The organism is Streptomyces sp. NPDC006012 (assembly GCF_042871185.1).
Lineage (GTDB): Bacteria > Actinomycetota > Actinomycetes > Streptomycetales > Streptomycetaceae > Streptomyces.
In genome coordinates, this window is the sequence record NZ_JBIAIE010000013.1 from 168,024 (window position 1) to 193,989 (window position 25,966).

At 69.9% G+C, this 25,966-nt stretch carries 21 protein-coding genes and 2 pseudogenes; 8 read left to right on the top strand and 15 right to left on the bottom strand.

The window, feature by feature from the left end:
• Positions 1 to 5 precede the first annotated feature (5 nt).
• The 10 genes and pseudogenes from ACFYPJ_RS22875 to ACFYPJ_RS22920 all read right to left on the bottom strand — a co-directional run bounded on the left by ACFYPJ_RS22875 (position 6) and on the right by ACFYPJ_RS22920 (position 9,554).
• On the bottom strand, positions 6 to 1,049 hold the full coding sequence (locus ACFYPJ_RS22875; RefSeq protein ID WP_389020088.1) for a ketoacyl-ACP synthase III family protein: 1,044 nt from the start codon (positions 1,047 to 1,049) through the stop codon (positions 6 to 8).
• Between the two features lie 398 nt (positions 1,050 to 1,447).
• Positions 1,448 to 2,176 (bottom strand): HAD family hydrolase, encoded by a 729-nt coding sequence (locus tag ACFYPJ_RS22880; RefSeq protein WP_389020213.1) that lies wholly within the window; start codon positions 2,174 to 2,176, stop codon positions 1,448 to 1,450.
• A complete protein-coding gene (locus tag ACFYPJ_RS22885) occupies positions 2,119 to 3,468 on the bottom strand; it encodes an NAD(P)/FAD-dependent oxidoreductase (protein WP_389020091.1) in 1,350 nt (449 codons plus the stop codon). Before ACFYPJ_RS22885 ends, ACFYPJ_RS22880 begins: the two co-directional genes overlap by 58 nt.
• Positions 3,469 to 3,479: 11 nt before the next feature.
• A complete protein-coding gene (locus tag ACFYPJ_RS22890) occupies positions 3,480 to 3,758 on the bottom strand; it encodes an acyl carrier protein (RefSeq protein WP_389020094.1) in 279 nt (92 codons plus the stop codon).
• Positions 3,759 to 3,772: 14 nt separating this feature from the next.
• A complete protein-coding gene (locus ACFYPJ_RS22895; protein WP_389020097.1) occupies positions 3,773 to 4,492 on the bottom strand; it encodes a class I SAM-dependent methyltransferase in 720 nt (239 codons plus the stop codon).
• Positions 4,489 to 5,922, bottom strand: a complete 1,434-nt coding sequence (locus ACFYPJ_RS22900) for an amino acid adenylation domain-containing protein (RefSeq protein WP_389020100.1) — start codon at positions 5,920 to 5,922, stop codon at positions 4,489 to 4,491. Before ACFYPJ_RS22900 ends, ACFYPJ_RS22895 begins: the two co-directional genes overlap by 4 nt.
• The gene (locus ACFYPJ_RS22905; RefSeq protein WP_389020103.1) at positions 5,919 to 7,049 is read right to left on the bottom strand and encodes an acyl-CoA dehydrogenase family protein; all 1,131 of its coding nucleotides are present in this window, start codon (positions 7,047 to 7,049) and stop codon (positions 5,919 to 5,921) included. The genes ACFYPJ_RS22900 and ACFYPJ_RS22905 overlap by 4 nt, the downstream gene beginning before the upstream one ends.
• 10 nt (positions 7,050 to 7,059) lie before the next feature.
• The gene (locus ACFYPJ_RS22910) at positions 7,060 to 8,160 is read right to left on the bottom strand and encodes a ketoacyl-ACP synthase III family protein (protein WP_389020106.1); all 1,101 of its coding nucleotides are present in this window, start codon (positions 8,158 to 8,160) and stop codon (positions 7,060 to 7,062) included.
• 721 nt (positions 8,161 to 8,881) lie between these two features.
• Positions 8,882 to 9,124: pseudogene (locus tag ACFYPJ_RS22915) on the bottom strand (IS1380 family transposase); the annotation flags it as partial.
• A 148-nt stretch (positions 9,125 to 9,272) separates the two neighbouring features.
• Complete coding sequence (locus tag ACFYPJ_RS22920; RefSeq protein ID WP_389020109.1) at positions 9,273 to 9,554, bottom strand: hypothetical protein; 282 nt, start codon at positions 9,552 to 9,554, stop codon at positions 9,273 to 9,275.
• A 548-nt stretch (positions 9,555 to 10,102) separates the two neighbouring features.
• On the opposite strand from ACFYPJ_RS22920, the gene ACFYPJ_RS22925 reads away from it, so the two are divergent.
• The 4 genes and pseudogenes from ACFYPJ_RS22925 to ACFYPJ_RS22940 all read left to right on the top strand — a co-directional run.
• Entirely contained in the window at positions 10,103 to 11,521 is a 1,419-nt protein-coding gene (locus ACFYPJ_RS22925) for an MFS transporter (RefSeq protein ID WP_389020112.1), read from the top strand.
• A gap of 203 nt (positions 11,522 to 11,724) precedes the next feature.
• Positions 11,725 to 11,952 carry a hypothetical protein gene (locus ACFYPJ_RS22930; protein ID WP_389020115.1) on the top strand — a complete coding sequence of 76 codons (228 nt, stop codon included), beginning with the start codon at positions 11,725 to 11,727 and terminating at the stop codon, positions 11,950 to 11,952.
• Positions 11,953 to 12,117: 165 nt separating this feature from the next.
• The gene (locus ACFYPJ_RS22935; RefSeq protein WP_389020117.1) at positions 12,118 to 12,420 is read left to right on the top strand and encodes a hypothetical protein; all 303 of its coding nucleotides are present in this window, start codon (positions 12,118 to 12,120) and stop codon (positions 12,418 to 12,420) included.
• 213 nt (positions 12,421 to 12,633) lie between these two features.
• Positions 12,634 to 12,905, top strand: a pseudogene (locus tag ACFYPJ_RS22940) (integrase); the annotation flags it as partial.
• Positions 12,906 to 13,135: 230 nt separating this feature from the next.
• Here ACFYPJ_RS22940 and ACFYPJ_RS22945 read toward each other — a convergent pair.
• The 5 genes from ACFYPJ_RS22945 to ACFYPJ_RS22965 are packed head-to-tail and all read right to left on the bottom strand — an operon-like array spanning position 13,136 to position 20,528.
• On the bottom strand, positions 13,136 to 15,337 hold the full coding sequence (locus ACFYPJ_RS22945; RefSeq protein WP_389020119.1) for a trehalase family glycosidase: 2,202 nt from the start codon (positions 15,335 to 15,337) through the stop codon (positions 13,136 to 13,138).
• Positions 15,334 to 17,373 carry a beta-galactosidase gene (locus tag ACFYPJ_RS22950; protein WP_389020122.1) on the bottom strand — a complete coding sequence of 680 codons (2,040 nt, stop codon included), beginning with the start codon at positions 17,371 to 17,373 and terminating at the stop codon, positions 15,334 to 15,336. The genes ACFYPJ_RS22945 and ACFYPJ_RS22950 overlap by 4 nt, the downstream gene beginning before the upstream one ends.
• Positions 17,370 to 18,272, bottom strand: coding sequence for a carbohydrate ABC transporter permease (locus tag ACFYPJ_RS22955; RefSeq protein ID WP_389020125.1), 903 nt, complete (start codon positions 18,270 to 18,272; stop codon positions 17,370 to 17,372). Before ACFYPJ_RS22955 ends, ACFYPJ_RS22950 begins: the two co-directional genes overlap by 4 nt.
• Entirely contained in the window at positions 18,269 to 19,198 is a 930-nt protein-coding gene (locus ACFYPJ_RS22960) for a carbohydrate ABC transporter permease (RefSeq protein ID WP_389020128.1), read from the bottom strand. Before ACFYPJ_RS22960 ends, ACFYPJ_RS22955 begins: the two co-directional genes overlap by 4 nt.
• Before the next feature lie 4 nt (positions 19,199 to 19,202).
• Positions 19,203 to 20,528, bottom strand: coding sequence for an ABC transporter substrate-binding protein (locus ACFYPJ_RS22965; protein WP_389020130.1), 1,326 nt, complete (start codon positions 20,526 to 20,528; stop codon positions 19,203 to 19,205).
• A gap of 147 nt (positions 20,529 to 20,675) precedes the next feature.
• Between ACFYPJ_RS22965 and gcvPA the strand changes: the two genes are divergently transcribed.
• The 4 genes from gcvPA to ACFYPJ_RS22985 all read left to right on the top strand — a co-directional run bounded on the left by gcvPA (position 20,676) and on the right by ACFYPJ_RS22985 (position 25,933).
• On the top strand, positions 20,676 to 22,055 hold the full coding sequence (gene gcvPA / locus ACFYPJ_RS22970; protein ID WP_389020133.1) for an aminomethyl-transferring glycine dehydrogenase subunit GcvPA: 1,380 nt from the start codon (positions 20,676 to 20,678) through the stop codon (positions 22,053 to 22,055).
• Complete coding sequence (gene gcvPB / locus ACFYPJ_RS22975) at positions 22,052 to 23,644, top strand: aminomethyl-transferring glycine dehydrogenase subunit GcvPB (RefSeq protein ID WP_389020136.1); 1,593 nt, start codon at positions 22,052 to 22,054, stop codon at positions 23,642 to 23,644. The genes gcvPA and gcvPB overlap by 4 nt, the downstream gene beginning before the upstream one ends.
• Positions 23,641 to 25,119 carry an ATP-NAD kinase family protein gene (locus ACFYPJ_RS22980; protein WP_389020138.1) on the top strand — a complete coding sequence of 493 codons (1,479 nt, stop codon included), beginning with the start codon at positions 23,641 to 23,643 and terminating at the stop codon, positions 25,117 to 25,119. Before gcvPB ends, ACFYPJ_RS22980 begins: the two co-directional genes overlap by 4 nt.
• A 67-nt stretch (positions 25,120 to 25,186) precedes the next feature.
• Positions 25,187 to 25,933 carry an SDR family NAD(P)-dependent oxidoreductase gene (locus tag ACFYPJ_RS22985; RefSeq protein WP_389020141.1) on the top strand — a complete coding sequence of 249 codons (747 nt, stop codon included), beginning with the start codon at positions 25,187 to 25,189 and terminating at the stop codon, positions 25,931 to 25,933.
• Positions 25,934 to 25,966: the final 33 nt, after the last annotated feature.

A 25,966-nucleotide genomic window follows, 5' to 3' on the forward strand; every position in this document is an offset into this window, starting at 1 on the left:
AACCCCTATATCCAGGACGGCAGTTCGCAGATAGTGAGGACCACGGCCACGGCCGACCAGCCTGGGGCGCCGCCGAACAGCAGGACGTGGTCGCCCTCGTCGAGCCGCCCGGTGCGCAGCAGATGGCCGAGGGCGATGAGCTGGTCGCTGGCCGAGGCGTGTCCGATCCCGCGGCCGAACTCCCACTGGGACCGGGAGACGTCCAGGCCCAGCGGGTCCATGACGCAGTTCCGGGTGGTCATCTCGTCGCCGTTTGGCACCAGGACCCAGCGCAGCTCGGAGGCTTCGATTCCGGCCTCGTCCAGGGCGGCGAGCGCCGTCTCGGAACAGGCTTTCGCCAGGCCGTCGGCGACGCTCATCCCGCCGACCTCCCGCACCCGCTCGTTGAACTGCTGGGCGCGTTCGACGGTGTCGATCCGCCGTCCCGCGGACCCGGTGGGGGGAAACAGCGGCTCGTTGCCGCGCGCCATCGCCTCGAACTCCGGATACACCCGGGAGACGACCGCCTCGACACGGGCGAAGCCGGCGGTCGGGCTGATCACCACGGAGCTGGCCGCGTCGGCGGCGATCACGCCCATCGGCCCGCTGTCCCACCGGTTGAACAACGGCGAGTTGAAGTTGTCCGCCGTGGTCAGCAGGATGTCCGGTCGGCCCTGCGGCTGGTACGACAGCAGGCCGGCGGCCAGCTCGACCCCGGTGAGCATGCTGTTGCACCCGTTGCGGATCTCGGTGCTTGTGGCCCCCGTGATGCCCAGCTCCCGCATGATGTACGCCGACGGCGACCACATCTCGGGCCCCTGGTAGAACGTCGAGCCGTGCAGCACCGTACCGATCGCGGCGGCCCCGCCCGGGGTGTGGCTCAGCGCCGTGCGTGCGGCCCGCACGGCCATGTCGGGCGGTGACTCCGGCCCGGCGATCAGCACGCTGCGCAGACCGCTCTCGGCGAAGACCGTGGCGTCGTACAGGCCCGCGGCGACCGCCTCGGACGCCGCGTAGGGGGTCGGCAGCCAGCAGCCCAGGCCGGCGAGGAACACGTTCGCCGGCTTCATGCCGGTGCCCACGGGAGACGCATGGGCGTCACGCCCCGCTCGACGCGCGAGAGCCAGGGTCCGTTCACGGTGATGCACCACTTTCTTCTACGAGTTCTTCTAGGAGTTCTTCTACGAGTTCTTCTACGAGTCGGACGGGGTGCGGCGTCCGCCGCACCCCGGTGCCCGGCAGGTCTCACGACGCCGGGGCCAGGAACCGGGCGGGCTGCCTCAGGGCGTGGCGGTGCCGGGACCGCACCGTGCGTCGGACGCCGGTGCCGTCGTACGCGGCTGTGCGCAACCGGTCCGCCCGGAGCGACGCACAGCCCGTCGGGCCGAGCGCATCGCCCTGCCCGTCGCCACGACAGCGGCGCCGGCTGCTGAAGGAGCCCCATCGGTTCCTCACCTCCTGTCCCCTCTCATCCGGCGGCCCGGCGGCTGGTGCGCGCGGCCCCCGTGTCCACCAGGCGAGCGAGCCGTTCGACGGTCACTCCGGACAGACCCGGTACGCCGAGGTCCACCGGTTCCGCTGTCGGCGCGACCGAGACCGTGACGCACCCCGCGGCCCGGCCGGACCGGAGCCCGGCAGACGAGTCCTCGACGACCACACACTTCCCCGGCGCGATGCCGAGCCGGGCCGCGGCGGTGCGATACGACTCGGGGTCAGGTTTCGGATGCCTCACCTCGTCGCCGGCCACGGTCACGGCGAACTCGGCCGCACCGAGCGAGGGGAGGACGGCGTCCACCATCGCCCGGTACGAGGACGACACCAGCGCACACGGAACCCGCGCCCGCCGCAGTGCCCGCAGCAGGCCGACGGCTCCGGGCAGCGGGGTGATCCCCGGACGCAACCGGTCGAGCATGCGGCTGCTCACACGGGCGTACAGCTCCTGTGCGGTCATCGGCGCTCGCGCGAGAGGGTTCAACCGGGCCAGGTTCTCGGCGACACTGCGCCCCCGTAGCTCCTCCGGCCTGATCGCCGCGGCCGGCACGCCCGACGCCCCGAGTACCGTCGACAGGGCTTCGAGCAGGAGCACTTCGGTGTCGACGAGGGTTCCGTCCATGTCGAACAGAACCGCCCACGGCGTGGTCAGAACAACGCCCGCGAGCTGAGGGACACCTTCATCTTCCCCAGAAGCGGGTGCCAGAGGTGGGTGGGGTCCGCCTCCACGGCGGCGATGAACTCGCGCATCTTCGTCAGCGCGACCGGCTCCTGCTCGTCGTAGACGTCGCCCTGCAGCAGTTTCAGGACGTCGATCCGGTAGCGGGGATCCTGGACGAAGGCGGTGAACAGGATGTTGAGGCGGTAGTAGATGGAGATGAACTCGTACCAGCTGGACACGCCGCGCCGCAGCTTCGTCACATAGTTCTCGAACCGGGCGGCCTTGAAATCGCCGGCCTCCGCCGCGGCGATGATGTCGCCGCAGGCCAACCGGGCGCTGTTCATGGCGACGCTGACCCCGCTGGAGAAGATGGGGTCGACGAACCGGGCGGCGTCGCCGATCATCACCATCCCGTCGTCGCACACCTTGCGCATGCCGTAGCTGTAGTCGCCCTCGGCCTTGAAGGGGCGGACCCGCTCGGTCTTCTTCAGCGCGTCGTGCAGCAGGGGCCTGCTGGCCACCGAGTCCCAGAAGAAGCCTTCGAGATCGTCCTTGCCCTCCCTGAACCGCGCCTTCTGGGTGACGACCCCGACCGAGGTGATCGTGTCGGTGATGGGGATCTGCCACACCCAGGTGTCGCTGAGCGGCAGGAAGTGGATGAAGATGTACTCGGCCTGGTTCTCGTCGTTCGCCAGGGCCTCCCGGTCGAGTCCCTCGAACCAGCTGTGCACGGCGTACTGGTTGAACACCGGGTCGGGCACCTTGACCTTGAGCTGCCGTCCCAGAAGGGTGCCGCGTCCGCTGGCGTCGACGACCATCCGTACCGCCACCTCCGCGGTCGTCCCGCCCAGTCCGACCCGCAGCACGGGACGGGCGGTGTCGGCGAAGTCCACGCCGCGCACCCGCACCCCGGAGAACACCTTCGCCCCCAGGCTCTCCGCGTGCTTGAGCAGGATGTGGTCGAACCGGCCGCGGTCGACGTGGAAGGTGTAGTCACGGTCCACGCCGAGCTGAGCACGTTCGTTGAACAGCACGTCGGCGGCCCCGAGGCCGTGGTCGTGCACCTGGAAGCCGAGCGGGTCCACATCGTCCGCGTTGGCCGACGTCCACGCGGCGCCGTACTTGCGCGGAAAGCCCGCTGCCTCGATCTTCTCCATGGCGCCGATCTCCAGCAGCACCGGCGTGGTCGCCGGCACCAGGGACTCTCCCACGTGCTCCCGTGGGAAGAACTCACTCTCGAAGACCGCGACCGACAGACCCGCCTTGGCCAGGTAGGATGCGGCGGTGGAACCGGCCGGGCCACCGCCGATGATGCCGATGTCGTAGTCGTACGTCATCTGTTCTCCTGTCAGAGGGAAGCGGTCTGTGAGCGAAGGAGAAGGATCAGGTCGGTGATCGTCGTCAGCGTGCGGAAGTGTTCACCGGTCATGTGCACCGGCGGAACGCGCACGCCGTACGTGGTGCGGATGTGCGCCAGCAGGCGTGCGGTGCGCACCGAGTCCAGCACCCCCAGCTCCAGCAGCTGGCTGTCGGCGGTGATCAGGTCGGCCGGCACGCCCGTCGCGAGTTCCCCTCTCACATAGCGGAGCAACTCGTCGAGCAGCGTCGAGCGGTCAAGGTCCGTCATGGTTCCTCCGGGTGTCAGGGCCGTGCCGCTGCACGCGCCACGATGTATCTCGTCGGCAGTTCCAGCGGGTGTCCGCCGGATGTGTGCTCCGTGGTGTGCAGGGAGATGTCGCCGTCGGCGACGACCTCGAATCCGTTTCCTTCGAACAGCAGCCGCAGGCGCCCGTCGTGCGCGGGGGCGATGCGGGCACCGAAGTCGAACTGGGCCGCCAGCCCGGCCGTCTTCGGCAACTGTGCGCCGCCGGCCAGCAGTTCGGCGACGTACCAGCCGGTCCGCTCGGTCAGCTCCTGGGCGAACAGGACCCCCGTCCTGCCGAGCAGGAGCCTGATGGTCGTCAGCATCCTGGTGCGGTCGTCCGCGGTCAGCTGATGCAGCACACCGCGCATGTAGACGTTGACGTCGCCGAACTCCGCGCGCAACGCTGCCACGGTGTCCTGGTCGAGCAGGTCGGCACGCCGGTAGGCGACGTTGGGCGCCGGGTGCGACGCGGCGGCCAGTTCCACCGCGGCCCCGGCGATGTCCAGTCCGACGACCCGCCGGAAGTGCCGAGCCAGCCACTGTGTCTGCCGTCCGCTGCCGCACCCGATGTCGATCAGGGGCAGCGACGGGTCGGCGTGGCCGCGGAACAGCGGCAGATGCCGCTCCGCGGTCAGCCGGGGCGAGGAGTCCCAGAGGGCGGCTCCGGGCTCGGCGGGCAGCGTCGACCAGAAGACGTCCCAGGCTCCGCCCGTCATACGCCCGCTCCCCGGGTCACCAGGCCGCCGAGCGCGGCGCGGTCGACTTTCCCGTTCGGGGTGCGGGGAAAGCCGCTGACCGTGTGCAGCGCGTCGATGGTCATGTACGGCGGCAGGAAGCCCGAGCAGTGCCGTCTGAGCTCCGCGAACTCGGGCGCACAGCCGGCCTCGGGGACCACGAAGGCGTGCAACCGGGCGTCCAGACCTGCGCCGACGACGAGCACCACCGCGTCGCGCACCGCCTCGTGCGCGACGAGCACGCTGTTCATCTCGGCCGGCTCGATCCGGTAGCCGCGGACTTTCGCCATGTCGTCGACGCGGCCCCGGTACTCCAGCAGGCCGTCGGCATCGTACCGGCCGAGATCACCGGTGCGGTACGGTCCGACCTGCGGCTCCCCGCCCCAGTAGCCGAGCATGACGGTCGGGCCGCCGACCACGATCTCGCCGTCGTCCAGCGACACCGTGTCCCCTGCGACGGGTGCTCCGATCGGGACGGCCGTGGTACGTGTGAGGTCGGCAGCCGTCACCTCGTACGAGGTGCACACGTTGGTCTCCGTCGGGCCGTACCAGTTGAGCATGCGGACGCCGGGCCAGCCGCGGCGCAGGTCCTTCAGCGGCTTCAGCGGAAACCGCTCGCCGGCGAAGACACACGCGCGGAGCGCTCCCGGTCCGCGCTCCAGCAGCTCGCCGTACTCGGTCATCAGCACCAGGGCGGACGGCACCGAGTACCAGACCGTGATCCGGCGTTCCAGCAGGAAACCGACGAGCGGTTCCGCGGCCTGGGCGAGGGTTTCGCCGATGAGGTGTACCGACGCGCCTGCCCGGAAGGCTCCGTAGAGGTCGAAGACCGACAGGTCGAAACTGAACGCGGCGTGATTCGCCAGCCGGTCGGCCGCGGTGAGTTCAAGCTCCCGGCAGGCCCAGTCGACGAAGGCGAGCGCGTTCCCGTGGCTCAGACAGACGCCCTTCGGCGTCCCCGTCGAACCCGAGGTGTAGAGGATGTACGCCGGGTCGGCCGGCCGGACCGGATGGTGGGCGGCGCCCGAGCCGTACGCAGCCTCCTGGAAGAGATCCGTGCAGGACACGGTGACCGAGTCGGCGACGTGATCACCGTGGTCCGTGACGATCAGTGCCGGGCGGGCGTCCGCGGCGATCTGGGCGACCCGTTTTCCGGGATTGCCCCGCGGGACGGGAACATGGATCGCGCCGCACCGCAGCACCGCCTGGGCCACGGCCACCGATTCGGCCGTCTTGTCCGTCCACACCAGGACGCGGTCGCCCGGCTGGACGCCGCGCCCGCGCAGCGCCGCCAGATACGTGTCCGCGCGTGCGTCCAGCTCGCCGTAGCTGAGGCCGGTGGCGAGGTCGCACACCGCGAGCGCGTCCGGCGTCCGGGCCGCCGCGTCGACCACCAGGCTGTAGAGGCTCACAGTCCCATCTCCCGGGCGATCAGCTGACGCTGGATGTCTGATGTGCCGGAGAAGGTGGTGGCGGGGGCGGCGTTGCGCACATGTTCCTCGATCCCGTACTCCGTCAGGAAGGCGCGGCCCCCGAAGATGCGGCCGGCGTCGAGTGAGGTGGCGACCGCGGCCTCGGACACGGCCAGTTTCGCCATGGCGACCCACAGAGAGGGGTCCTCGCCGTCGTCGATCGCGGCGCAGGCCCGGTAGAGCAGGAGCCGTCCGCTCTCCAGCCGCAGCTTCATGTCCGCCAGCCGGTCCGCGACCGGTTGGAGGTCGGCGAGTCGCTTTCCGAACTGCCGCCGTTCCCGCACGTGTTGGACGCATCGCCGGATGAGACGTTCCTGCTGGCCGAGATAGATCGCGAACAGGCAGGAACGCTCCCACTGCATCGACGTCTGGAACACCAGTTGCCCCTGACCGGGGCTTCCCAGCACCCGGTCGTCCGGCACGAAGCACCGGGTGAACCGCACCTCGCCGGCCTGGCATGCGGTCAGGCCGGACTTCTCCAACGGCTCTCCCGCGACCAGACCGGCGGAATCCCGGTCCACGGCGAACGCGGTGGAACCGAAATAGCCGCCGTCGGGATCCGTCGTCGCATAGGTGACGTAGAGATCGGCGACCGGGCCATTGCTGACGAAGCTCTTGGTCCCGTCGAGCAGATATCCGCCGTCGACCTTGGTGGCCCTGGTCGCCAACCGGGAGATGTCCGATCCCGCCTCCGGCTCCGTCATGGCGTTCCCCGCCGTCAGTTCACCTGAGCACAAGGCGGGAAGCAGCTCCTTCCGGGTCTTCGGGAGCGCGAACTCCAGCACCGGCCTGACGCAGGCGAAGAGATGGGCCGCTGCGGAGAAAAGCAACCCGGTATCCGCGCCGCCCTCGCTCGCCCCCTCGTACAGGAGGGCTGTGTCGAGAGCACCGAACCCCGCACCACCGTACTCCTCCGGGACAGCCGCACCCAGTAGTCCGAGGCCCGCCAGTTTCTTCCAGATGTCTCCACGGAATACGACATCGGTAGACCCGGAGGAAAACTCCTGCCCGGCTGTCCGCATTCGCGCACGACGCTCCTGCTGTTCAGCACTCAGACTGAAATCCATGAGGCGCCTTTCACGAAGCGATGGCCGAATGAACTGAGGACCAGTGCGGAGTCTCGATGATCTCGATCACGGCACATGCGATATTCAGTCCGGGCCCCACGCCGAGCATCAGAAAATGATCCCCGCGTTGCAGTTCACCAGAAAGGAGAAGCTGTTCGAGCGCCACCATCTGATCGCTTGCGCCGATATGACCCACGGTGCGGCCCTGTTCCCACGTCGAAAGGGACATCGGCAGGCCCAGGGGTATCATTGCGCGTCCTTCGACGCGTTCCCGTGACCCGTTGGCATAAGCGACGCGCGAGACGTCGTCCATCCTGATTCCGGCTTCGTCGAGTGTGCGGCTCACGAGTTCGTCCTGCGCGGCCACGAGTTTCAGGGGGCCGGCCGGGTCCCGGTCCGGGCCGTCCAGCCAGCGGTGCTTGGACTCGCCGAAGTCGGGTTTGCCCGGCAGGCCGGCTCCCGGAGGGAACAGCGGCTCTGGCCCGCGGTGCATGGCCTCGTACTCGGGGAGCGTGATCGCGTTGACGGACTTGAGCCGGGCGAAACCCTTCCGTCGGCTGAGGACGACGGCGGAACCGGCGTCGCCCATGACGAAATGCGGACTGAAACGCCAGCGTTCCAGCAGTTCCGAGGTGAAGTTGTCTCCGGAGGTGACCAGGGCGGCCTCGTGCTCGGCCGAGGCCATGAGATGGCCCGCCGCGAGTTCGAGAGCGGAGAACATGCCCATGCAGCCCTGCCGGACCTCGGCCGCGGTGGCCTGGCCCGCGCCCGTCTGCCGCTGCACGTAGTACTGCGGACACCATCCGTGGGGACCCTGATACCAGACGCTGACGTAGAGCAACAAGCTGAGGGCTGCTGGATTCTGATCGGCCCGTTCGAGGGCCTCGCGGCATGCCCGCACCGCCATCTCGGGAGCGGGAATATCGCCCGCGACAGTCACACTGGTGATTCCGTATTCTTCCGCGGCGGTCCGGTCGATCAGCCCCCGTTCGACCGCCCATCCGATGGGAACCCGGTCAGGCAGAAAGGCCCCCAGTCCACTGATCAGCACATCGGATGTTTTCATGGCCACCCCGGTTTTCTCGGTCGCATGTCGTGAAGAATTGACCACGCGATGAATTACTCAAGAGATGCGTACGCGAAGAGACGCCTACGAGTCAACGATTACCGGCAGAGCAGCCCACCCCTGACAACGTTATCCACATCGGCAGGATGGGTGCAGTGGAGTATTACGATCGGCTGCGGCTGTGAAACTCACGACGGAGAAGAGTGGGGGAAAGGGTACGCGAAGAGTACCGGCTGATTCCGGAACGTTCGCTCCGGTCAGTCCGCTATGTGTGCGCCGTGCCGTCTGAGGGAAGTATAAATTCTCTTTTGTGCACCGACTTGCTCATGCGCCAACCCTCGGAACCCGCCATGATCCGGCGGAGGGGTGAAATTCCTTAAGCAAGGGTGCACTCCCTTTCGGTGTGCGTCAAGAGGCTGGAGTAAACACATGGAGCGATAAGTGAATAATGGTGACCGTGGGGGTGAAAACGATCTCGCGGCACGCGCCTGCGCACCCTCGTGCTCGGGGCCCACGTGCTCTTGCCCGTTGGGCAAAACTCGCCCGTCAGGCTGGTGTCCGCCGTCCCCCGTCCCTCGTTGGACGAGGGACACGACGATCAAGCCACTGGTAGCGAAGGTCCAACCTGCGCGGCGAGGTGTGTGGTAGTTGACACGATTGCCGTTGTCTTGACGTTGTCTTGCCTTTGGAGTGGCCGCGATTGCTGGGTGTGTGTGTGCGTCGTGGCGTGGCGGGAGCCAGGCCGCGACGCACACCCGATTTCAGGGACTTGAGCACAGGCCTGTCGCAGTGCGGTCGGGATCCGCTTCCCGCCCGACGCCGACATGTCGATCATGCGGAACACCGTCGGACCGGAGGCCGCCGACCCGAACACCGACGGTTCGGCCCGCAGCATGCCCACGTCCGCCGGGCAGTCCCCGTCCCGCGCGACCGCGAGCGCCACATCCAGCGGGACCTTGCCCGGATCATGCACTGCACGGGCCTTGCGGCACGGCTGAAGCGCCGCCGAGGAGGTCCGCGACCCGCGGGCCGTCACCCTCGCCGAGGCATACGCCCGCCACCCCGAACGCTTCGGCCGCCGCCCCCGACCACCCCAGATACCCCAGCAGGCATGGATCAACGACCCGGCCAAACGCAGGGAACCCGCACCACAAACCTCATAGCGTCACGACCGTCTCACTGGACTTGAAATCTTCCGTCCTGATCCTGCGCCTGGTGCGCGACCACGTGTGGTCGTTTTCGGACCAGTAGGGGTGGTGGCTGGTGGAGGTGAGCGTGGAGCCGTCGGCGAGGGTGACGTCACTGAATTGAGGCGGTCGAAGGTGGTGGACGGTGCGGGTGACGTGCCGAGGACCGGTTTTGCCGGCGGCGGGGTCGGTGGCGGTGACGCGGTTGCCGGTTTTGATCTGTTCGATCGGGCGGCCGGTGCCGTAGGCCATCGGGACTTTGGACGGCCATTCTCATGAATATGGACAGAGCGCGGAAGCCGACCGCTTCCGGGTGCGGGTCGACTCTGCCTGTCATCCTGTCTGACCTGGGGATTAGCTGGGCCGTTGGTCATGTGGTTGGTCACGCCACCGTTCCGCACTCCTGACAGAGTGCCATGTAGCAGTACTTCAGCGCAGATTCCATGAATCCACCGAGTTCTTCCGCTCTCCGGATCCACACAGGGACGGGTTGGCAAGTGCCCGGGGACCAGTTACGGTGATCTCGTCCCGGCGGCGCGTCGAGGCACGGACCTGCGTGCGTCATCCACGCAGCGGTCCCGTCGACGTGGCACATCGGATTTCCCGTGGGCAGCCCCTCCATCCCGGCCCCCACTTCTTCGTTCCTCCTTCTCTCCCGCAGCGCCGCTCCGTGTCCAGGAGCGCTCATCGGCTGCGACCTCCTCCCCCTCACCACCAGCATCTCGTGCCGCCGCACGGCCGTGCGGCGGCAGTAAGAACCACCCCCGAGGGGGCCGGACATGAGGAAGAAGTGGGCAATCGTGAGCAAGGGCGCGACCTTGAGGGACGGTGGCGACGGAGCCACGCCGCCGCCTTTCGCCACCCGGCGATGGGCACTCCTCGCCATGTTCGTGGGCGTGTTCTGCATCCAGCTCGACTCGTTCGGCCTGAACCTCGCCCTGCCGCAGATCGGCCGCGACCTGCACGCGGGTGGAGACGGTCTCCAGTGGGTGATCAGCGCGTACCTGCTGTCCACCGGCACGCTGATGCTGGGTGCGGGACGGCTCGGCGACCTGTTCGGCCGACGGCGGCTCCTGGTCGCGGGGCTTGCCGTGTTCGGCGCTCTCTCGCTGGTCTGCGCGCTCACTCCAACCCTGCCCGTCCTCGTGGGCGCCCGGGTGGCCCAGGGCGCCGGAGCCGCGATGATCATGCCGGTGGGGCTGTCCCTGCTGACCAACGTCTACCCGGCCGAACTGCGCGGCCGTGCCACGGGCTGGGCCCTCGGCATCGGCGGGATCGCCACAGCCTGCGGTCCGTTCATCGGCGGCGTCCTGACCGAATCGGTGTCCTGGCGTGCCGTGTTCTGGCTCAACGTCCCGCTCGCCGTACTAGGCGCGGTCTGTGCATCACGTACCGCCGAGAGCTACGACACCAGTGCGCCCCGCAACGTCGACTGGAGCGGACTGGCCGGTGCCACGGCCGCGCTCGCCGCGCTCTGCGTCGTCATCGACCGCGGACCGCGCTGGCCGTGGCCCGCCGCGCTGGCGGGCGTGGCCGTCGCAGTAGCCCTGCTGCTCCTGTTCGTACGGCGCGAGCAGGCCGCGGCCCATCCGCTGGTGGAGCTCAGCCTGTTCCGCAACGGACCGTACATGGCGCTCACCCTGGCCGGCGCCGCGGCCAACACCACCACCGTGATGTTCCTGTTCGTCGTACCCCTGACGCTCCAGGGCCAGTGGGACCTCTCGGTCGACCTTGCGGGTACTGCGTTCCTCGCCCCCGCGCTGGCCATAGCGCTCGCCGGTCCGCTCGCCGGGCGGGTGCCGCCACGGGCCGCGGTACGGCTGATGGCGGGCTGCCTGTGCGCGGGAGCGCTGGTTCTGGCGTGCCTCGCCCGGACCTCCTCCCTCACCTTGTACGTAGCCGTGGCCACCCTGGGCGGCGCGGTCCTCGGAGTGGCCAATTCACTGACGCTCATCGCCACCCAGGCGGTGATCCGGCCGGAGCGGGCCGGGGAGGCATCGGGAGTCACCAAGACGGTCATCACCGTGGCCGCCGGCCTCGGCGTCGGACTGGCCGGGGCCGTCACCGACCAGGACCGCGGCGTGGGTTCGGAAGCAGCCGCCGACACGGCACTGCTGATCACCGCATCGGGCTGTCTGGCGGCGTGTGTGGTCATCACCGTGTGGATCAGACTGCGCGAGGGCATGGTGCGGGCCGGGTCGCAGGATTCGGGGGGATGACTCAGTTCCGCAGACGGTAAGCCGCGGAGCCGTCGCCGGATCGGGGCCGCGGCCCGGTCCTCAAGTTCCCCCGCGGCCATCCCCCTTCGTGCGGGGCCGACACTTCGAGACTCATCTCCAGTGTTCCGAACACTGTGCCTGCCGTGAATGTCATCCATACAGCTCAGGAACTCGTTCGGCGGTGCGGCAGGAGGACAGTCGCATTGCTTCGTCTCGCTTACCTGACCGTCACCAACACGTGCGCCTCCCTGCGGCTGTTACCGATGAGCGACCGCGACAAGGACACGGAGATCCTCGCCCTGCGCCACCAGATCACCGTCCTCGAACGGCAGCTCGGTCCGGACCGGGTGAAGTTCGCTCCGGAAGACCGGGCTTCCCTCGCCGCTGTGCCGGCACCGCTGCCCCGCCCCCTCTCTCTCACCCAAGGCTGACAGAGAGGGGGGAGGCCGGGCGGGCATACGCGACCAGCAAACTCGGCATCATCTACCTGACCCACGCGCTGGCCCGCCGCCTGCCTGAGACCGTCGGCGTCTACTCCTACAACCCGGCGCTCGTCGCGGGCACATCTCGCGCAGGCACTGGCCGCATCTCGGCGGATGCTGCTCGCGATCTGCGCCGAGGCCGCCCGCAACCTCGGCCATTACGCGGTTTACCACCGTCTGGTCAAGCAGCACCCCGAGCTCGAAGATCGGCACACCCGCAAGACCCGGCACTACGCCGACCTCCTTGAGAAACACCTGATCGACCGCGGCACCCCGCCGGCCACCGCCGTCCTCGCCGCCCAGTTGACCCTCGCCTGCTACCAGGCGGCGTGGCGCCTCGGCAGCCACGACGCGACGGCGGTCCTCCGCGAGGCGAATGGCGCCTTCGACCTCCTGCTGGGCGCCATCGCCGCATGACCGGCGGACCGTCCTTCGATCAGCCGGGACATGCGCCACCTCGCAGCGGGCTCGATCACCAATCCAGCACTCGGACAGATACGGTTCCCGATCAGTCGGCAACGGCGTGTCTCCATCCGCCGTAGCGGGCGTCGAACAGCTGGCGGACGGCGTCCAGGTCGACGCGCCGATCGCCGGGGACGACCGCGATCACGAGCGGACGGTGTACCGGTCGTGTGGGGCTCGCAAAGTCATCGCTGCAGGTGGGAGCCTACGTGCAGAGCCTTTGGCGGTGGCTGGGATGCTGCACTGGCGATCACCTCGCTGCTGTCCGTGCCGGCGGTACTGCTGCGCCGTGAGACCGCCAAGGATGCTGAACTGCGGGCGCTGCGGAACGAGAACGCGGTACTGCGACGGCAACTCACCCGTCCACCCCTCCGATCCGCTACGAGCCGGCCGACCGGCTCTGGCTGGCCGCTCTGTCGTCGCTGATTCCGCGCCACCGCTGAGCAGAGGCCCTCATCCTGGTGGCTTCGCCCCGCACCGACCAGCCATGACGACCGGCGGTCGACCGACCGGGATTCGCCCAGTTCCATGGCGAGCACAAGAGGGTGCGGCGCCCGCGCGTATCGGCGGCGGACCGGCCAAGGCACAGCCCGTCAGACCTGAGGTATCCGGACGTCGGTGGGCGCCCGGTGCCGGTGTGGGTGAATCCCGGCACCGGGCGCGTCGTTTTTCACCTGGCCTGCGGTACCCCCTGGGCACCGTCCTTCACCAACGGCAGCAGCAGGGCTGCTGACCAGCTGAAGTTGGGTGAGTTGAGCGGGGACCCGGTGGTCGGGTCGTAGTTCTCCATGATCGGTCCATTGCCCGTGAGCCCTGACGCGTGGGTGAGGAGCCGGTCGGTCAGGGTGTCGGCGTCCTTGCCGTAGCCGTAGCGGCGGAGGCCGGTGAGCGCGAAGTATGCCTGGTCGAGCCAGACGGGGCCGCGCCAGTACGCGGTCGGTGAGAAGTACGGAGAACTCTTCGCGACCGTCGGAAAGGGCACCTCGGTCGCGAACTCCGCGGGGTCCGTCAGCCTGGCGCGCACCGCGCGGGCCTGCGCGACGGTCGCGGTGCCGGTCCACAGCGGGACGGCGCCCTCGATCCCGCGCCCGCGGCCACTGAGGGGTTCGCCCGTGCCGAGGGCGGTGTCGTGGAACCAGCCGTCGGCCGGGTCGTACATCGTCTTGCGTACGAGGGCGTGGGTGGTGGCGGACTTCCGCGCCCAGCCGCGGGCGTCGTGCCCACGTTCGAGGGCGGTGGCGATCTGCGCCAGGTAGCCCTGGTCCGCCGCGAGATAGGCGTTCAGGTCGACGGACTCCTGGTTCAGGGAGTAGCCGAGCAGTGTGCCCGCCTTGTCGTGGTTGGCCACGACGGAGGTACCGAGCGCGGCGTCGAAGCGCGGCGCGTTGTCCATGCCGCTCTCCCAGGCGGCGGCGAGTCTGCGTTCCTCGGGTGAGTCGTTGGCGGCGTCGACGGTTGCCCCGTACTCGGCGAGACCGTTGTGATCGTGGTCCCGGTTGCGGTACCACCACGCCTGGTAGGCGGCGAGTTTCGGGTACATCTCGCGCAGGAACGCCTTGTCCCCGCTTCGGCGGTAGACCTCCCACACCGCCCAGGCGGCCAGGGGCGGCTTGGAGTTGCGTTCGTTCCAGTTGCCGCCGCCGTGTGCGGGGTCGTTGTAGAAGACGGCGTCCGGGATCATTCCGGCGTCCTGCGGCCGGGTCGCGGAGTCCGGGCGGATCTGGTGGTCGAACATGGCGCGGATCTGGGACTGCGCGAGTGCGGGATCGAAGCGCGCGGTACCGACTGCCTGTTTCCAGGTGTCCCAGGCCCAGTTGCCTCCGGCGAACCACTTGTACGAGATTGACGGTGTGATCCCGTCGTGTGCGATCTCGCCCGCCGCGCTGCGCCAGTTGGTGACAAGGGTCTCCAGCGCCTTCACCGCCGTACGGCGGCGCTGCGCCGGAACGCCACGGGTCACGCTGCGGACGTAGCCGTTCCAGCGGGCGTCGTCGGCCGCGGCGGCGGCCGAGGGAGCTGCGAGGACATCGCGGGTCCGGTGCGCCTCGCGGGTGCGTTCGGCGGTGGTGAAGGTGTAGGACTCGGTCCAGTCGAGGCGTCGGGAGGTTCCCGGTGCAAGCGTGACGGGTGCGGTGAGGTCGCTCCGGTAGGTGTCGCCGTCGACGGTCGTGCGGACCGGGTCGCCGTGGGTGACCTCGAAGCGTTCGGTGCCGTCCGTGAGGTAGTCCCACGTCTCGCGGACCTTGGCGAAGTCGACGGCGACGCCCGTGTGGGTGGCGGTGAGCGAGGGCGCGTCGTGCATCTGCCGCTGGGCCGGGCGGAGCAGGCTGCCGGTCCAGCCGGCGTGCAGGGTGCGCGTGGCGGAGCCGGTGTTGCTGACCTTTGCCCGGACGAGGGCGCTGCGGTTGGTGACGAAGCGCAGGTCCAGGGTGAGGCGCAGGCCCTTACCGAGGTCGTAGGTCTGGCGCAGCTGTCCGGGCAGCGAGGTGAAGCGCGGCGCTGCACCGGCTGCCAGGTCCAGGGTACGACCGCCCTCGCTGAGGCGGATGCGACTGAAGGCGCTGCTCAGCCACCACGGATATTCCTGGGCGATGTAGAGGGGGCCGGTGAAGCCGCCGTAGGCGCTGCGGTCACCGGTTGCGGGCAGGGCGTAGGCGTGCCAGGCACCGCGGTCGGCGAGCACGTTGACGGGGTTGTTGTTCTGGTCGTCGCCCGGCAGCGCGGCGGTGGGCGTGCCGTGCAGGTCGAGGACGTCGGCGTAGGGGTGGGGCGTGTCGGGGCGGTCGGCGGCGGAGGCGGACTGCGGGACGGCGAGGGCGCCCGGGACGAGCAACAGCGCCGCGAGGGCGCCGAAGCAGCGATGTCTTCTCACGTACGTTCTCCCTGGGGGTCGGGGTGGACACGGACGACGGCGGCGCCGAGCGGTTCGAGGTGTACGTGGCCGTGGGCCGGCTGCCCGGTGAGCAGGTCGGTTCCGCCGGCGGCGTACGCCCCCGCGAGGGGGGTGCTGGTGGGCCGGTCGCCGTGGTTGAGGAGGAAGAGGTAGGTGCCGTGCGCGCCGGTGCGGACGGTCGCCTCGACGCCCTCGGGGGCGTCCAGGAGGGGCCGGACGCCCGCTGCCGTGAGCGCGCGGTCGAGTACGGCGCCGATGTCGTGGCCGAGGTGGCAGCTCACGTACCAGGCCGTGCCCGAGCCGTGGGTGTTCCGGGTGACGGCGGGCCGGCCGGCCAGGGGGCCTGAGGCGTAGGTGTCGACGGTCTCGGCGTCCTCGGGCACGATCCACTCGGTCCACAGCGTGGCCTCGGCCCCGGAGGTGAGGCGCACGGTCTGTGCGTCGGGGACGGGCCAGAACTCGTCGACGGACAGGCCCAGTGCGGTGCGCAGCGGGCCGGGGGCGCCCCCGTCGTGGATGTGGTCGTGTCCGTCGACGACACCGCTGAACGGGCCGCACACGAAGTGTCCGCCGCCGTGCACGTACGCGGTGATGCGCTGGGCGTGTTCGGGGCGCAGCAGGTGCAGGTTGGGCGCGAGGACGGCACGGTATCCGTCGAGTTCGGCGTCGGGTGGGACGAAGGTGATGGTGGTTCGGCGTGCGTGCAGGGCCGTGTACCAGGGGCGCAGCAGGTCGGGCCAGCGCATCCGGGCCGAGGGGTGGTCGTCGGCCTCCAGGGCCCACCAGGAGTGCCAGTCCAGCACGATCGCGACGTCGGCGGTGACGCGGCTGCCGGCGAGTTCGCCGAGGCGGGCGAGGTCGGCGCCGAAGCGCACCGTCTCCTGCCAGCCGCGCGCGCGGGTGCCGCGGTGCGGCAGCAGGGCGCTGTGGTATTTCTCGGCTCCGGCGCGGGAGGCGCGCCACTGGAAGTACATGATGCCGTCGGCGCCGCGGGCGAGGGCCTGGAGGGACCAGAGGCGTTGCAGACCCGGCTTCTTGGGGACGTTCACGGGGCGCCAGCTGACGGCGGAGGGCGCCTGTTCCAGCAGCAGCCACGGCTTGCCGCCCTTGAGCGAGCGCATCAGGTCGTAGTTGAGGGAGGCGGTCACATGGGCGTGCGGGTCGGCGGGGTCAGGGTAGGCGTCGTCGGAGACGAGGTCCTCGTGCTGGGCCCAGGTCCAGTAGTCGAGGGGCTTGAGCATCGACATGAAGTTGGTCGTCGCCGGGGTGTCCGGGCTGAGCTGTGCCAGGACGTCGCGTTCGGCGCGGTGCAGGGCGAGGAGCGCGTCGCTGCAAAAGCGCCGCCAGTCGAGAAGCTGGGTCGGGTTGACCGGTCCGGGCGCGGTGCGCGGCGGTTCGATCTCGTCGAGGGTTCGGTAGTGCTGCGACCAGAAGGCCGTGCCCCAGGCGTGGTTGAGGGCGTCGACGGTGCCGTAGCGGTCGCGGAGCCAGTCCCTGAAGTGGGCGGCCGAACGGGGGCAGAAGCACTCGGTGACATGGTCGCCGTACTCGTTGTGGATGTGCCAGAGGGCGAGTGCGGGATGGTCGGCGTACCGTTCCGCGAGGGCCTGGGTCAGCCGCAGTGCTGCCGAACGGTAGTGGGGTGAGGAGGGGCAGTAGTGCTGCCGGGAGCCGAATTCGAGGCGTACGCCGTCGGCGGTGACCGGGAGGATGTCCGGGTGGGCGCGCACCAGCCAGGCGGGGGGCGAGGCGGTCGCGGTGGCCAGGTCGACGGCCACGCCATGGGCGTGCAGCAGGTCGAGGAGCCGGTCGAGCCAGTCGAAGTCCCAGGAATCTGGGCCGGGTTGGAGGCGGGCCCAGGAGAACACACCGACGGTCACCATGGTGACGCCGGCCTTCCGCATCAGCCTGGCGTCCTCGGCCCAGACCTCCTCGGGCCACTGTTCGGGGTTGTAGTCGCCGCCGTACAGGATGCCGGGGACCCGGGTGAGGTGGGGCGGGGCGGGGTGGTTCATCCCTTCACCGCCCCACCGAGCAGTCCGGCGACGAACTGTCGCTGGAAGAGCAGGAAGATCACCATGAGCGGCAGTGTCGCGAGCAGTGAGCCGAGCATCAGTCCGGAGTAGTCGACGTGGGAGAGGCCGGTGAGGGTGTTGAGTGCGACGGGCACGGTGTATTTGTCCTCGGTGTTGAGCATGAGCAGGGGCCAGATGAAGCTGTTCCACTGGCTCATGAAGGTGAAGATCACCAGGGCGCCCAGCTGGGGGCGCACGCAGGGCAGTACGACCTGGTAGAAGGTGCGTAGTTCGCCGGCACCGTCGACGCGGGCGGAGTCGAGGAGTTCGTCGGGGAAGTCGACGAAGCCCTGGCGCATGAGCAGGATGCCGAAGGAGTTGGCGAGGAAGGGCAGGATGACGGCCTGGTAGGAGTCGATCCAGCCGAGGCTCGCCATCATCTGGAACAGCGGTACCAGCAGCACCTGGAACGGGATCATCATCGTCGCGAGGACGGCGCCGAGCAGCAGTCCGCGCCCGCGGAACCGGTACTTGGCCAGCCCGTAGCCGCACATGGCGGACAGCAGTGAGCTGATGGTGGTGTGCACGACGGCGATGCCGACGCTGTTGAGGAGCACGCGGCCGAATCCGATGGTGTCCTGCAGGCGCCGAAGGTTGTCGAGCAGGCGCCCGCCGGGCAGGAACGGCGGCGGTGAACGGAACAGTTCGGGCGTGGAGTGGGTGGCGGCGATCGCCATCCACAGGAACGGCACGAAGCTGACGGCGGCTCCGAGGGCGAGCAGCGCGCGCAGCAGCCAGCGGCCTGCGCGCGGGAGCGGGTGGCTGCGTTCGGGGCTCTGGGCGATGTGCCGTTCCTGGATGCGCTGGGTCGGCGACGGGGCCGGGGCGGGGCGGGTCACCGGCGGCGCTCCCTTCCGAACACGAGGTACTGGAGGGCGGAGATCGCGGCGATGATGGCGACGACGACCCAGGCGATGGCTGCGGCGTAGCCGAAGTCGAGCTGCTGGAAGCCGACTTTGTAGAGGTAGACGACGGGGGTGAGGGTCGCGTCGTCGGGTCCGCCGCGGGTGAGGACGTAGTTCTCGTCGAAGAGCTGGAGGGTGCCGATGGTGGAGGTGATGGTGCAGAAGAGGATCACGGGCCGCAGTTGCGGGAGGATCACTCGGGCGTAGGTGGTCAGGGTCGTGGCACCGTCGATGGCGGCGGCCTCGTACTGTTCCTTGCCGATCGCCTGGAGTCCGGCGAGGAGGATGACGGCGTTGTAGCCGGTCCAGCGCCAGGTCAGGGACGCGATGAGGGAGATCCGTGCCCAGGTGGGGCTGTTGAGCCAGTCGACCGGACCGAGGCCGGTCGCGCCGAGGATCTGGTTGACGAGGCCGCCGTCGGTCTTGAGCAGGACCTGGAAAACGACGGCGTAGGCGACGAGGGTGGTCACGGCCGGGAGGAAGTAGAGCACGCGCCAGGTGCCGCGGAAGCGGAGCCACGACTGGTTGAGAAGGGCGGCCAGGACCAGGGCAAGGCCGATCATCACCGGCACCTGGACGACGAGGATGAGTCCGGTGTTGAGCAGCGACTCCAGGAACGCCGGGTCGTCGAGCATCCGCCGGTACTGGCCGAGCCCGGCCCAGCGGGTGGTGCCCGCGTCCTCGGCAGTGAAGCTCTGCAGCAGGCTCGCGCCCAGCGGGTAGGCGAAGAAGACCGCGAAGAGGGCGGCGGCCGGGCCCGCGAACATCCATCCGGTCGGCCGTGGGGGCCGCCGCCTGCCGGGCGCGGGCGGCGGGGCCGTGCGCGCGGGGGTCCGGGCCGTGGTGGTGGGGTGGGCCATCGTGCTAGGCCGCCCTCTCGCGGCCGGTGGCCCGGGCAAGTTGCTCGGCGGCCGAGTTCAGTGCGCGGCGCGGGTCCTGGCCGCGCAGCATGACTGCGGTGACGGCAGAGGTCATGATGTCGGACGCTTTGGCGTCGTCCTTGTTGCTCTCCACCGGGGGGATGTTCCGGGCGAGGCGGGCGAAGGTCTCCAGGGTGCGGTCACCGCTGAAGTAGTCCTGCGGGCGGGTCAGATACGGGTCGTCGAGCGCGGGCAGGTAGGCGGGGAAGAGGCCCTCGTGTTCGAGCATGGAGACCTGGTTGGCCTTGCCGGTGAGCAGGTACTCGATGAACGCCCAGGCCACGCGTGGGTTCTTGCTCTGGGCGGGGACGCACAGGGTGGAACCGCCGATGTTGGAGGTGCGGATGCCGTCGGCGGTGAAGCCGGGCAGCGGGATCACCCCGAACTTTCCTTTCAGTTCAGGCATTTCGGAGGTGAGGGTGCCGGTCCACCAGGCAGCGGTGGGCGTGGTGGATGCCTTGCCCTCCTTGGTGCCGGTGACGAGTCCGTCCCAGCCCTTCTCGTAGGCGACGAGGCCCGCGTCGCCGAGGTTCTTCATCAGGGTGAGGGCCTGCACCGCCTCCGGGGTGTCGACGGCGACGCGGCCGCCCTTGAAGTAGGACTGGCCCTGCTGCTGGAGCAGCATGGGGAGGATGCCGGTGTCCGTGGAGTCCTGGATCAGCAGTTTGCAGCCGGTGGCCTTCTTGATCCGGATGCCGGCCTTGACGTAGTCGTCCCAGGTGAGCAGGGATGTGGGATCGACGCCCGCGGTGCTGAAGTGGTCGGTGCGGTAGTAGAGCGCGCAGGGGCCGATGTCCCAGGGCAGGGCGTACGCCTTGCCGCCGGGGCCGGTGACCGTGCGCCAGGCGGCGCGGTCGAAGTCGCCGCCGTAGCGGCCGCCGAGGCTCGTCAGGTCGTAGAAGCCGCTGGGGAAGTTGCCGATGTAGCGCGGCATGTGATCGCCCTCGATGGTGAGGACGTCGGCGAGGCCGGTGCCACCGCGCAGGCCCACGGTGATCTTGTCGTAGACGTTGTCGTACCCGATGTCGACGACGTCGACGGTGGTTCCGGGGTGGTGCTGCTCGAAGCCGCGGGCGATGCGCTTCATGGCCTGGGTGGCGACGTCCCAGGACCAGACGGTGATCCGGCCGGTGAGCTTCCCGCCCTGGCCCGCGATGTCGTGGGCCTTCCCGTCGCCCATGCCGCCCATGGCACAGCCGCCGAGCAGGGCCGTACTTGCCGCCGCGAAGCCTGTGGCCACAACGGCCCGCCGGGTGGGTCCAGTTGACACTCTTGCCTCCAGACACCTGAATGCCTAATGCTGTATTCAGAACACTGAATAACGGAGCTCTCCGTCAAGAGGCTTACACCCCAAGACTTCTGACACCGGTCGCTCCCCCGGCCGGGCAGCTGACCTTGCCCAGGCGAAAGGCACGGCATGACGTCGTCCGAGAACGTGGCCCACCCCTACATCCCGAACTCCGTACCGTCCGTGCGGCAGGCGATGCTCGACGAGATCGGCGCCGCGAGCGTCGAGGACTTCTACGCCGACATCCCGGACCGGATCCGGCTGCACCGCCCCCTCGACCTGCCGGCTCCGCTGCGCTCCGAAGCGGAACTCACCCGGCACATGGACAAGCTCCTCACCCGCAACACATCGACGCGGCAGGTCCTCAGCTTCCTCGGCTCGGGCTGCTACCAGCACCATGTGCCGGCGGTCGTGGACGAGGTGGTCAACCGCAGCGAGTTCCTCACCGCGTACGCCGGCGAGCCCTACGAGGACCACGGCCGCTTCCAGGCCCTGTGGGAGTACCAGTCGATGATGGCCGAGCTGCTCGACGTCGACGTGGTCAATGTGCCGGTGTACGACGGCTTCCAGGCATCCGGGACCGCGCTGCGCATGGCGGGCCGCGTCACCGGCCGGCGCCGGCTGCTGGTGGCAACCGCCGTCGACGCCGACAAGCTGTCCCGCATCCGGGACTACGTCCGTCCTGACCACGAGGTCACCGCGGTCCCCGTCGACCCGCGGACCGGCTGCGTCGACCTCGACGGGCTGCGCGCACACCTGGCGGCAGGCGACACCGCCGCCGTCTACGCGGACTCCCCCTCCGCCCTCGGCATCGTGGACCCGGCGCTGCCGCAGCTCGCCGAACTCGCCCACGAAGTAGGCGCGTTGTACGTGGTCGGCTGCAACCCGATCACCCTCGGCGTACTCGCGCCTCCCAGCGCGTACGGCGCGGACATCGCCTGCGGCGACATCCAGCCGCTGGGCATCCACCAGAGCTTCGGCGGCGGCAACGCCGGCTTCATCGCCACCCGCGACGAGGAGCGGCTGATCGCCGAGTTCCCCTCGCGCCTGTTCGGACTCGTGCCGACCGCGGTCGAGGGCGAGTACGGCTTCGGCGACGTCGCCTACGAGCGCACCTCCTTCGCCCTGCGCGAGGAGGGCAAGGAGTGGGTGGGCACGGCGGCCGCGCTGCACGGCATCGGCGCCGGGGTCTATCTCGCCCTCATGGGACCGCACGGCATGCGCGAAATCGGCGAGACCATCCTCGCCCTCACCGCATACGCCCGCCGCCGCCTCGCCGAGGTGCCGGGCATCGAGGTCCCCTACCCGGACACCGTGCACTTCGCCGACTTCACCGTGCGCTACACCGGCGCCAGGACCGCCGCCGAGATCCGCACCGGCCTCAGGGAGCGCGGCATCCACGGATCCGTGCCCATCGGCGAACGTGATGCCGCCTTCTGCGTCACCGAAGTCCACACCAAGGCCGACATCGACCGGCTGGCCGCCACCCTGGAGGAGATCGTCAAGTGACCGCCCACCACGCGCCCGCCCCCGTGACCGCCGAGGACGCACGGATCGCGCCCAAGCCACGGCTGCGCCGCTTCCAGCAGGCGTCCTGGGACGAGTCGCTGATCTTCGAGCTGGGTTCGCCGGGCGAGCGCGGCGTCCTGGTGCCGGCGCCCGACTCCGCCGTCCCCCCGGTGGAGATCCCCGCCGCGCTGCGCCGCGCCGAGCCTCCCGCCCTGCCGGAGATGTCCCAGCAGCAGGTCCTGCGCCACTACCTGCGCCTGTCCCAGGAGAACCTCGGCGCCGACCTCAACATCGACGTCGGCCAGGGCACCTGCACCATGAAGTACAGCCCCAAGGTCAACGACCAGTTCGTCCGTGACCCGCGCATCGCCGCGCTGCATCCCCTCCAGGACGAGGACAGCGTCCAAGGCGTCCTCGCCATCATCCACAGCCTGGAACAGCTCCTGAAGGAGATCTCCGGCATGGACCGGGTCTCCCTTCAGCCGGGAGCCGGCTCGGCCGCGATCTACACCAACGTGGCCATGATCCGCGCCTACTTCGCGGCCCGCGGCGAACTGGAGCAGCGCGACGAGGTCATCACGACGATCTTCTCCCACCCGTCCAACGCGGCCTGCGCCAAGACGGCGGGCTTCAAGGTCATCACCCTGTACCCGGACGCGGACGGCTACCCGGACATCGAGGCACTCAAGGCCGCCGTCGGACCGCGCACGGCCGCGCTGCTCATCACCAACCCCGAGGACACGGGCATCTACAACCCGCGCATCGAGGAGTTCGTGCGGATCGTGCACGAGGCGGGCGGCCTGTGCGCGTACGACCAGGCCAACGCGAACGGCATCCTCGGCATCACGCGTGCCCGTGACGCCGGGTTCGACCTGTGTCACTTCAACCTGCACAAGACGTTCTCGACCCCGCACGCCTGCGGCGGACCGGCGGCCGGCGCCTGTGCGGTGACGGAGGACCTGGCACCGTATCTGCCGCGGCCCACCGTCGAGTTCGACGGCGAGCGCTACTTCCTGGACGACGACCGGCCCGAGTCCGTCGGCAAGATGCGCCCCTTCTACGGAGTCGTGCCGAACCTGGTGCGCGCCTACGCGTGGATCATGTCGCTCGGCGCGGAGGGACTGCGCGCCGCGGCGGAGACCGCGGTCCTCAACAACAACTACCTGCTGCACAAGGTCCGGCAGATCCCCGGCGTCTCGGTGCCGTACGCCGAGGGACGGCCGCGCGTCGAACAGGTCCGCTACAGCTGGCAGAGGCTGCACGAGGACACCGGGCTGCACTCCGAGGACATCGGGCTGCGCGCCGCCGACTTCGGCACGCACTACTGGACGAGCCACCACCCCTACGTCGTCCCGGAGCCGATGACGCTGGAGCCGACCGAGTCCTACACCCGCGCCGACCTCGACGAGTACGCGGCCATCCTCGCCGAGATCGCCCGCGAGGCATACGAGTCCCCGGACACGGTCCGGACGGCCCCGCACCGCTCCACCATTCACCGGGTCCGCCCGGAGAGCCTCGACGACCCCGCCACCTGGGCCGTCTCCTGGCGCGCATACCGCCGCAAGGTCCTGGGTGAGGCGGCCCGTTGACCAGCGACGGACGTGCCAGGGTCGGCCTGGTGGTGAACCCGGTCGCCGGCCTCGGCGGCCGGGTGGGCCTGGGCGGCACGGACGGCCCGGACCGCCGCAGGCAGGCCCTCGTGCTGGGCGCGAGACCCCTGGCGGGGGAAAAGGCCACCGCTGCACTGCATGAACTGCGCGCGCGGCTGAGGGCGTTGCCGCCCGGGGCAGCCGTCGGCGGGCGTCCCGCCCCGTGGGCCGTACCCGGACCGGACCAACGGCCCGCTTTCCCGCGCGCCGCGCCGAAAGCCGACCGCACGGCCGCCGGACCCGCCACTGCCGCGCCCCAAAGCCGAGCGGCGACGACAGGCGACCTCGGCAAGCCCACCGGCCAGGGTGCCCTCTCGGACATCGGTCCGGACGAGGACGCGACGACAGGCGCCGGCCTCGGCTCGGGTCTCCTCGTCGGGTCGGGGGCCGGCTCCGGTGCGCCGGGCGCCGCGGTCGCGCAGGCGGGCGGCGGATGCCCCGGTGTGGAGCTGGAGGTCGTCACCGCCGCCGGTGCGATGGGGGCCGACTCCGTCACCGCGGCCGGGCTCGCGCCACGGGTCGTCCACACCCCAAGAGCCGGGTGCGAGACCTCCGTCGAGGACACCGTCGCCGCCGTGCGTGCCATCGTCGCCGACGGTGTCGATCTGCTGATCTTCGCCGGCGGCGACGGTACCGCCCGGGACGTGCTCGCCGCGCTCCACGGCGTGCGCCACCCCGTGCTCGGGGTGCCGACCGGCGTCAAGATGCACTCGGCGGTCTTCGGCGTCACTCCGCGCGCCGCCGGCGAGGTCGCGGCCGCGTGGCTCGCCCGCTCCGGCGCCGCGCACCTACGGGACGCGGAGGTGATGGACCGGGACGAGGACGAACTGAGCGCCGGCCGCGTCGCCTCACGCCTGCACGGCTGGCTGCCGGTCCCCCACATGCCGGCGCGCGTACAGCAGCGCAAGACCGGCAGTACCGCCGGTCCGCCGGAGGCGGTCGGCGGTATCGCCCTTGAGATCGCCGAGCGGGTCGGGAACGGGCTCCTGGCGCTCGGCCCGGGCAGCACGACCCGCGCCGTGGCCGCCGCGCTCGGCGCGGATGTCTCGCTCGCCGGTGTCGACGTGCTCGCGCTGCGGCCCGGCCACCCGGCGCGGGTCGTCGTACGGGACGCCGGCGAGGACGCGCTCCTCGCGGCGGGTCCGTGCTGGATCGCCGTCTCCCCCATCGGCGGCCAGGGTTTCCTGCTCGGCCGCGGCAACCAGCAGATATCGCCCCGCGTGCTGCGCGCCGCGGGTGGCCGCGAGCGGCTGCTCGCGCTGTGCACCGAGCAGAAGCTGGCAGCGCTGGGCGGCCGCCCCTTGCTCCTCGACACGGGTGACGAGGCGCTGGATGCCGAGTTGTCCGGCCATCTCCCCGTCATCACCGGCCGGCACCGCACCGCGCTGTACCACCTGACCGATGCGGCCGTGTGACCGCCGAGATCTCCGTACCCGTACCTTGTGAAGCCCCGCCCCGCCCCGCCCCCGCAAAGGAGTTCCCGTGATCACTCTCGAAGGCAAGCGTGCCATCGTCACCGGCGCCGCCACCGGTATCGGCCGTGCCACGGCCCACGTGCTCGCCGAACTCGGTGCCCGCGTGGTCGTCGCCGACATCGACGCGGACGGCGGCGAGCAGACCGCCAAGGACACCGGCGGCGTCTTCGTGCGCTGCGATGTCTCACGGCGCGAGGACTGCGAGGCCGTGGTCTCCACCGCCCAGGAGCGCTTCGGCGGTGTCGACGTCCTGTTCAACAACGCCGGCATCATCCGCCGCTCCACCGTCTGCGAGATCACCGAGGACGACTGGGACCTGGTGATGGCCGTGAACATTCGCGCCATCATGCTGATGAGCCGCCTGGTGATACCCGGCATGGCGGCGCGGGGCGGCGGGTCGATCATCAACACCGGATCCGGATGGGGTATTTCGGGCGGCGCGCGCGCCATCTCGTACTGCGCGTCCAAGGGTGCCGTCGTCAACATGACCCGGGCCATGGCCATCGATCACGGTCCGGACAACATTCGCGTGAACTGCGTCTGCCCCGGCGACACCGCCACCGGGATGCTCGCGGAGGAGGCCCGGCAGCTCGGCGAGAGTGCCGACGCGTTCTACGCCGACGCCGCCGACCGGCCGCTCGGCAGGATCGGGCAGCCCCGGGACATCGCGCAGACCGTGGCGTTCCTGGCGTCCGACGCGTCGGCGTTCGTGAGCGGTGCGATCATCCCGGTGGACGGTGCCGGTACCGCGTGATTCGCCCGATGGCGGATAATCGACCGGACTTAA

What these genes read in the sequence shown, in the direction of transcription:
- ACFYPJ_RS22875 (WP_389020088.1), bottom strand. Translation starts at nt 1,049, where the DNA reads ATGAAGCCGGCGAACGTGTTCCTCGCCGGCCTGGGCTGCTGGCTGCCG.
- ACFYPJ_RS22885 (WP_389020091.1), bottom strand. Translation starts at nt 3,468, where the DNA reads ATGACGTACGACTACGACATCGGCATCATCGGCGGTGGCCCGGCCGGT.
- ACFYPJ_RS22890 (WP_389020094.1), bottom strand. Translation starts at nt 3,758, where the DNA reads ATGACGGACCTTGACCGCTCGACGCTGCTCGACGAGTTGCTCCGCTAT.
- ACFYPJ_RS22895 (WP_389020097.1), bottom strand. Translation starts at nt 4,492, where the DNA reads ATGACGGGCGGAGCCTGGGACGTCTTCTGGTCGACGCTGCCCGCCGAG.
- ACFYPJ_RS22905 (WP_389020103.1), bottom strand. Translation starts at nt 7,049, where the DNA reads ATGGATTTCAGTCTGAGTGCTGAACAGCAGGAGCGTCGTGCGCGAATG.
- ACFYPJ_RS22920 (WP_389020109.1), bottom strand. Translation starts at nt 9,554, where the DNA reads ATGGCCTACGGCACCGGCCGCCCGATCGAACAGATCAAAACCGGCAAC.
- ACFYPJ_RS22935 (WP_389020117.1), top strand. Translation starts at nt 12,118, where the DNA reads ATGCTGCTCGCGATCTGCGCCGAGGCCGCCCGCAACCTCGGCCATTAC.
- ACFYPJ_RS22950 (WP_389020122.1), bottom strand. Translation starts at nt 17,373, where the DNA reads ATGAACCACCCCGCCCCGCCCCACCTCACCCGGGTCCCCGGCATCCTG.
- ACFYPJ_RS22960 (WP_389020128.1), bottom strand. Translation starts at nt 19,198, where the DNA reads ATGGCCCACCCCACCACCACGGCCCGGACCCCCGCGCGCACGGCCCCG.
- gcvPA (WP_389020133.1), top strand. Translation starts at nt 20,676, where the DNA reads ATGACGTCGTCCGAGAACGTGGCCCACCCCTACATCCCGAACTCCGTA.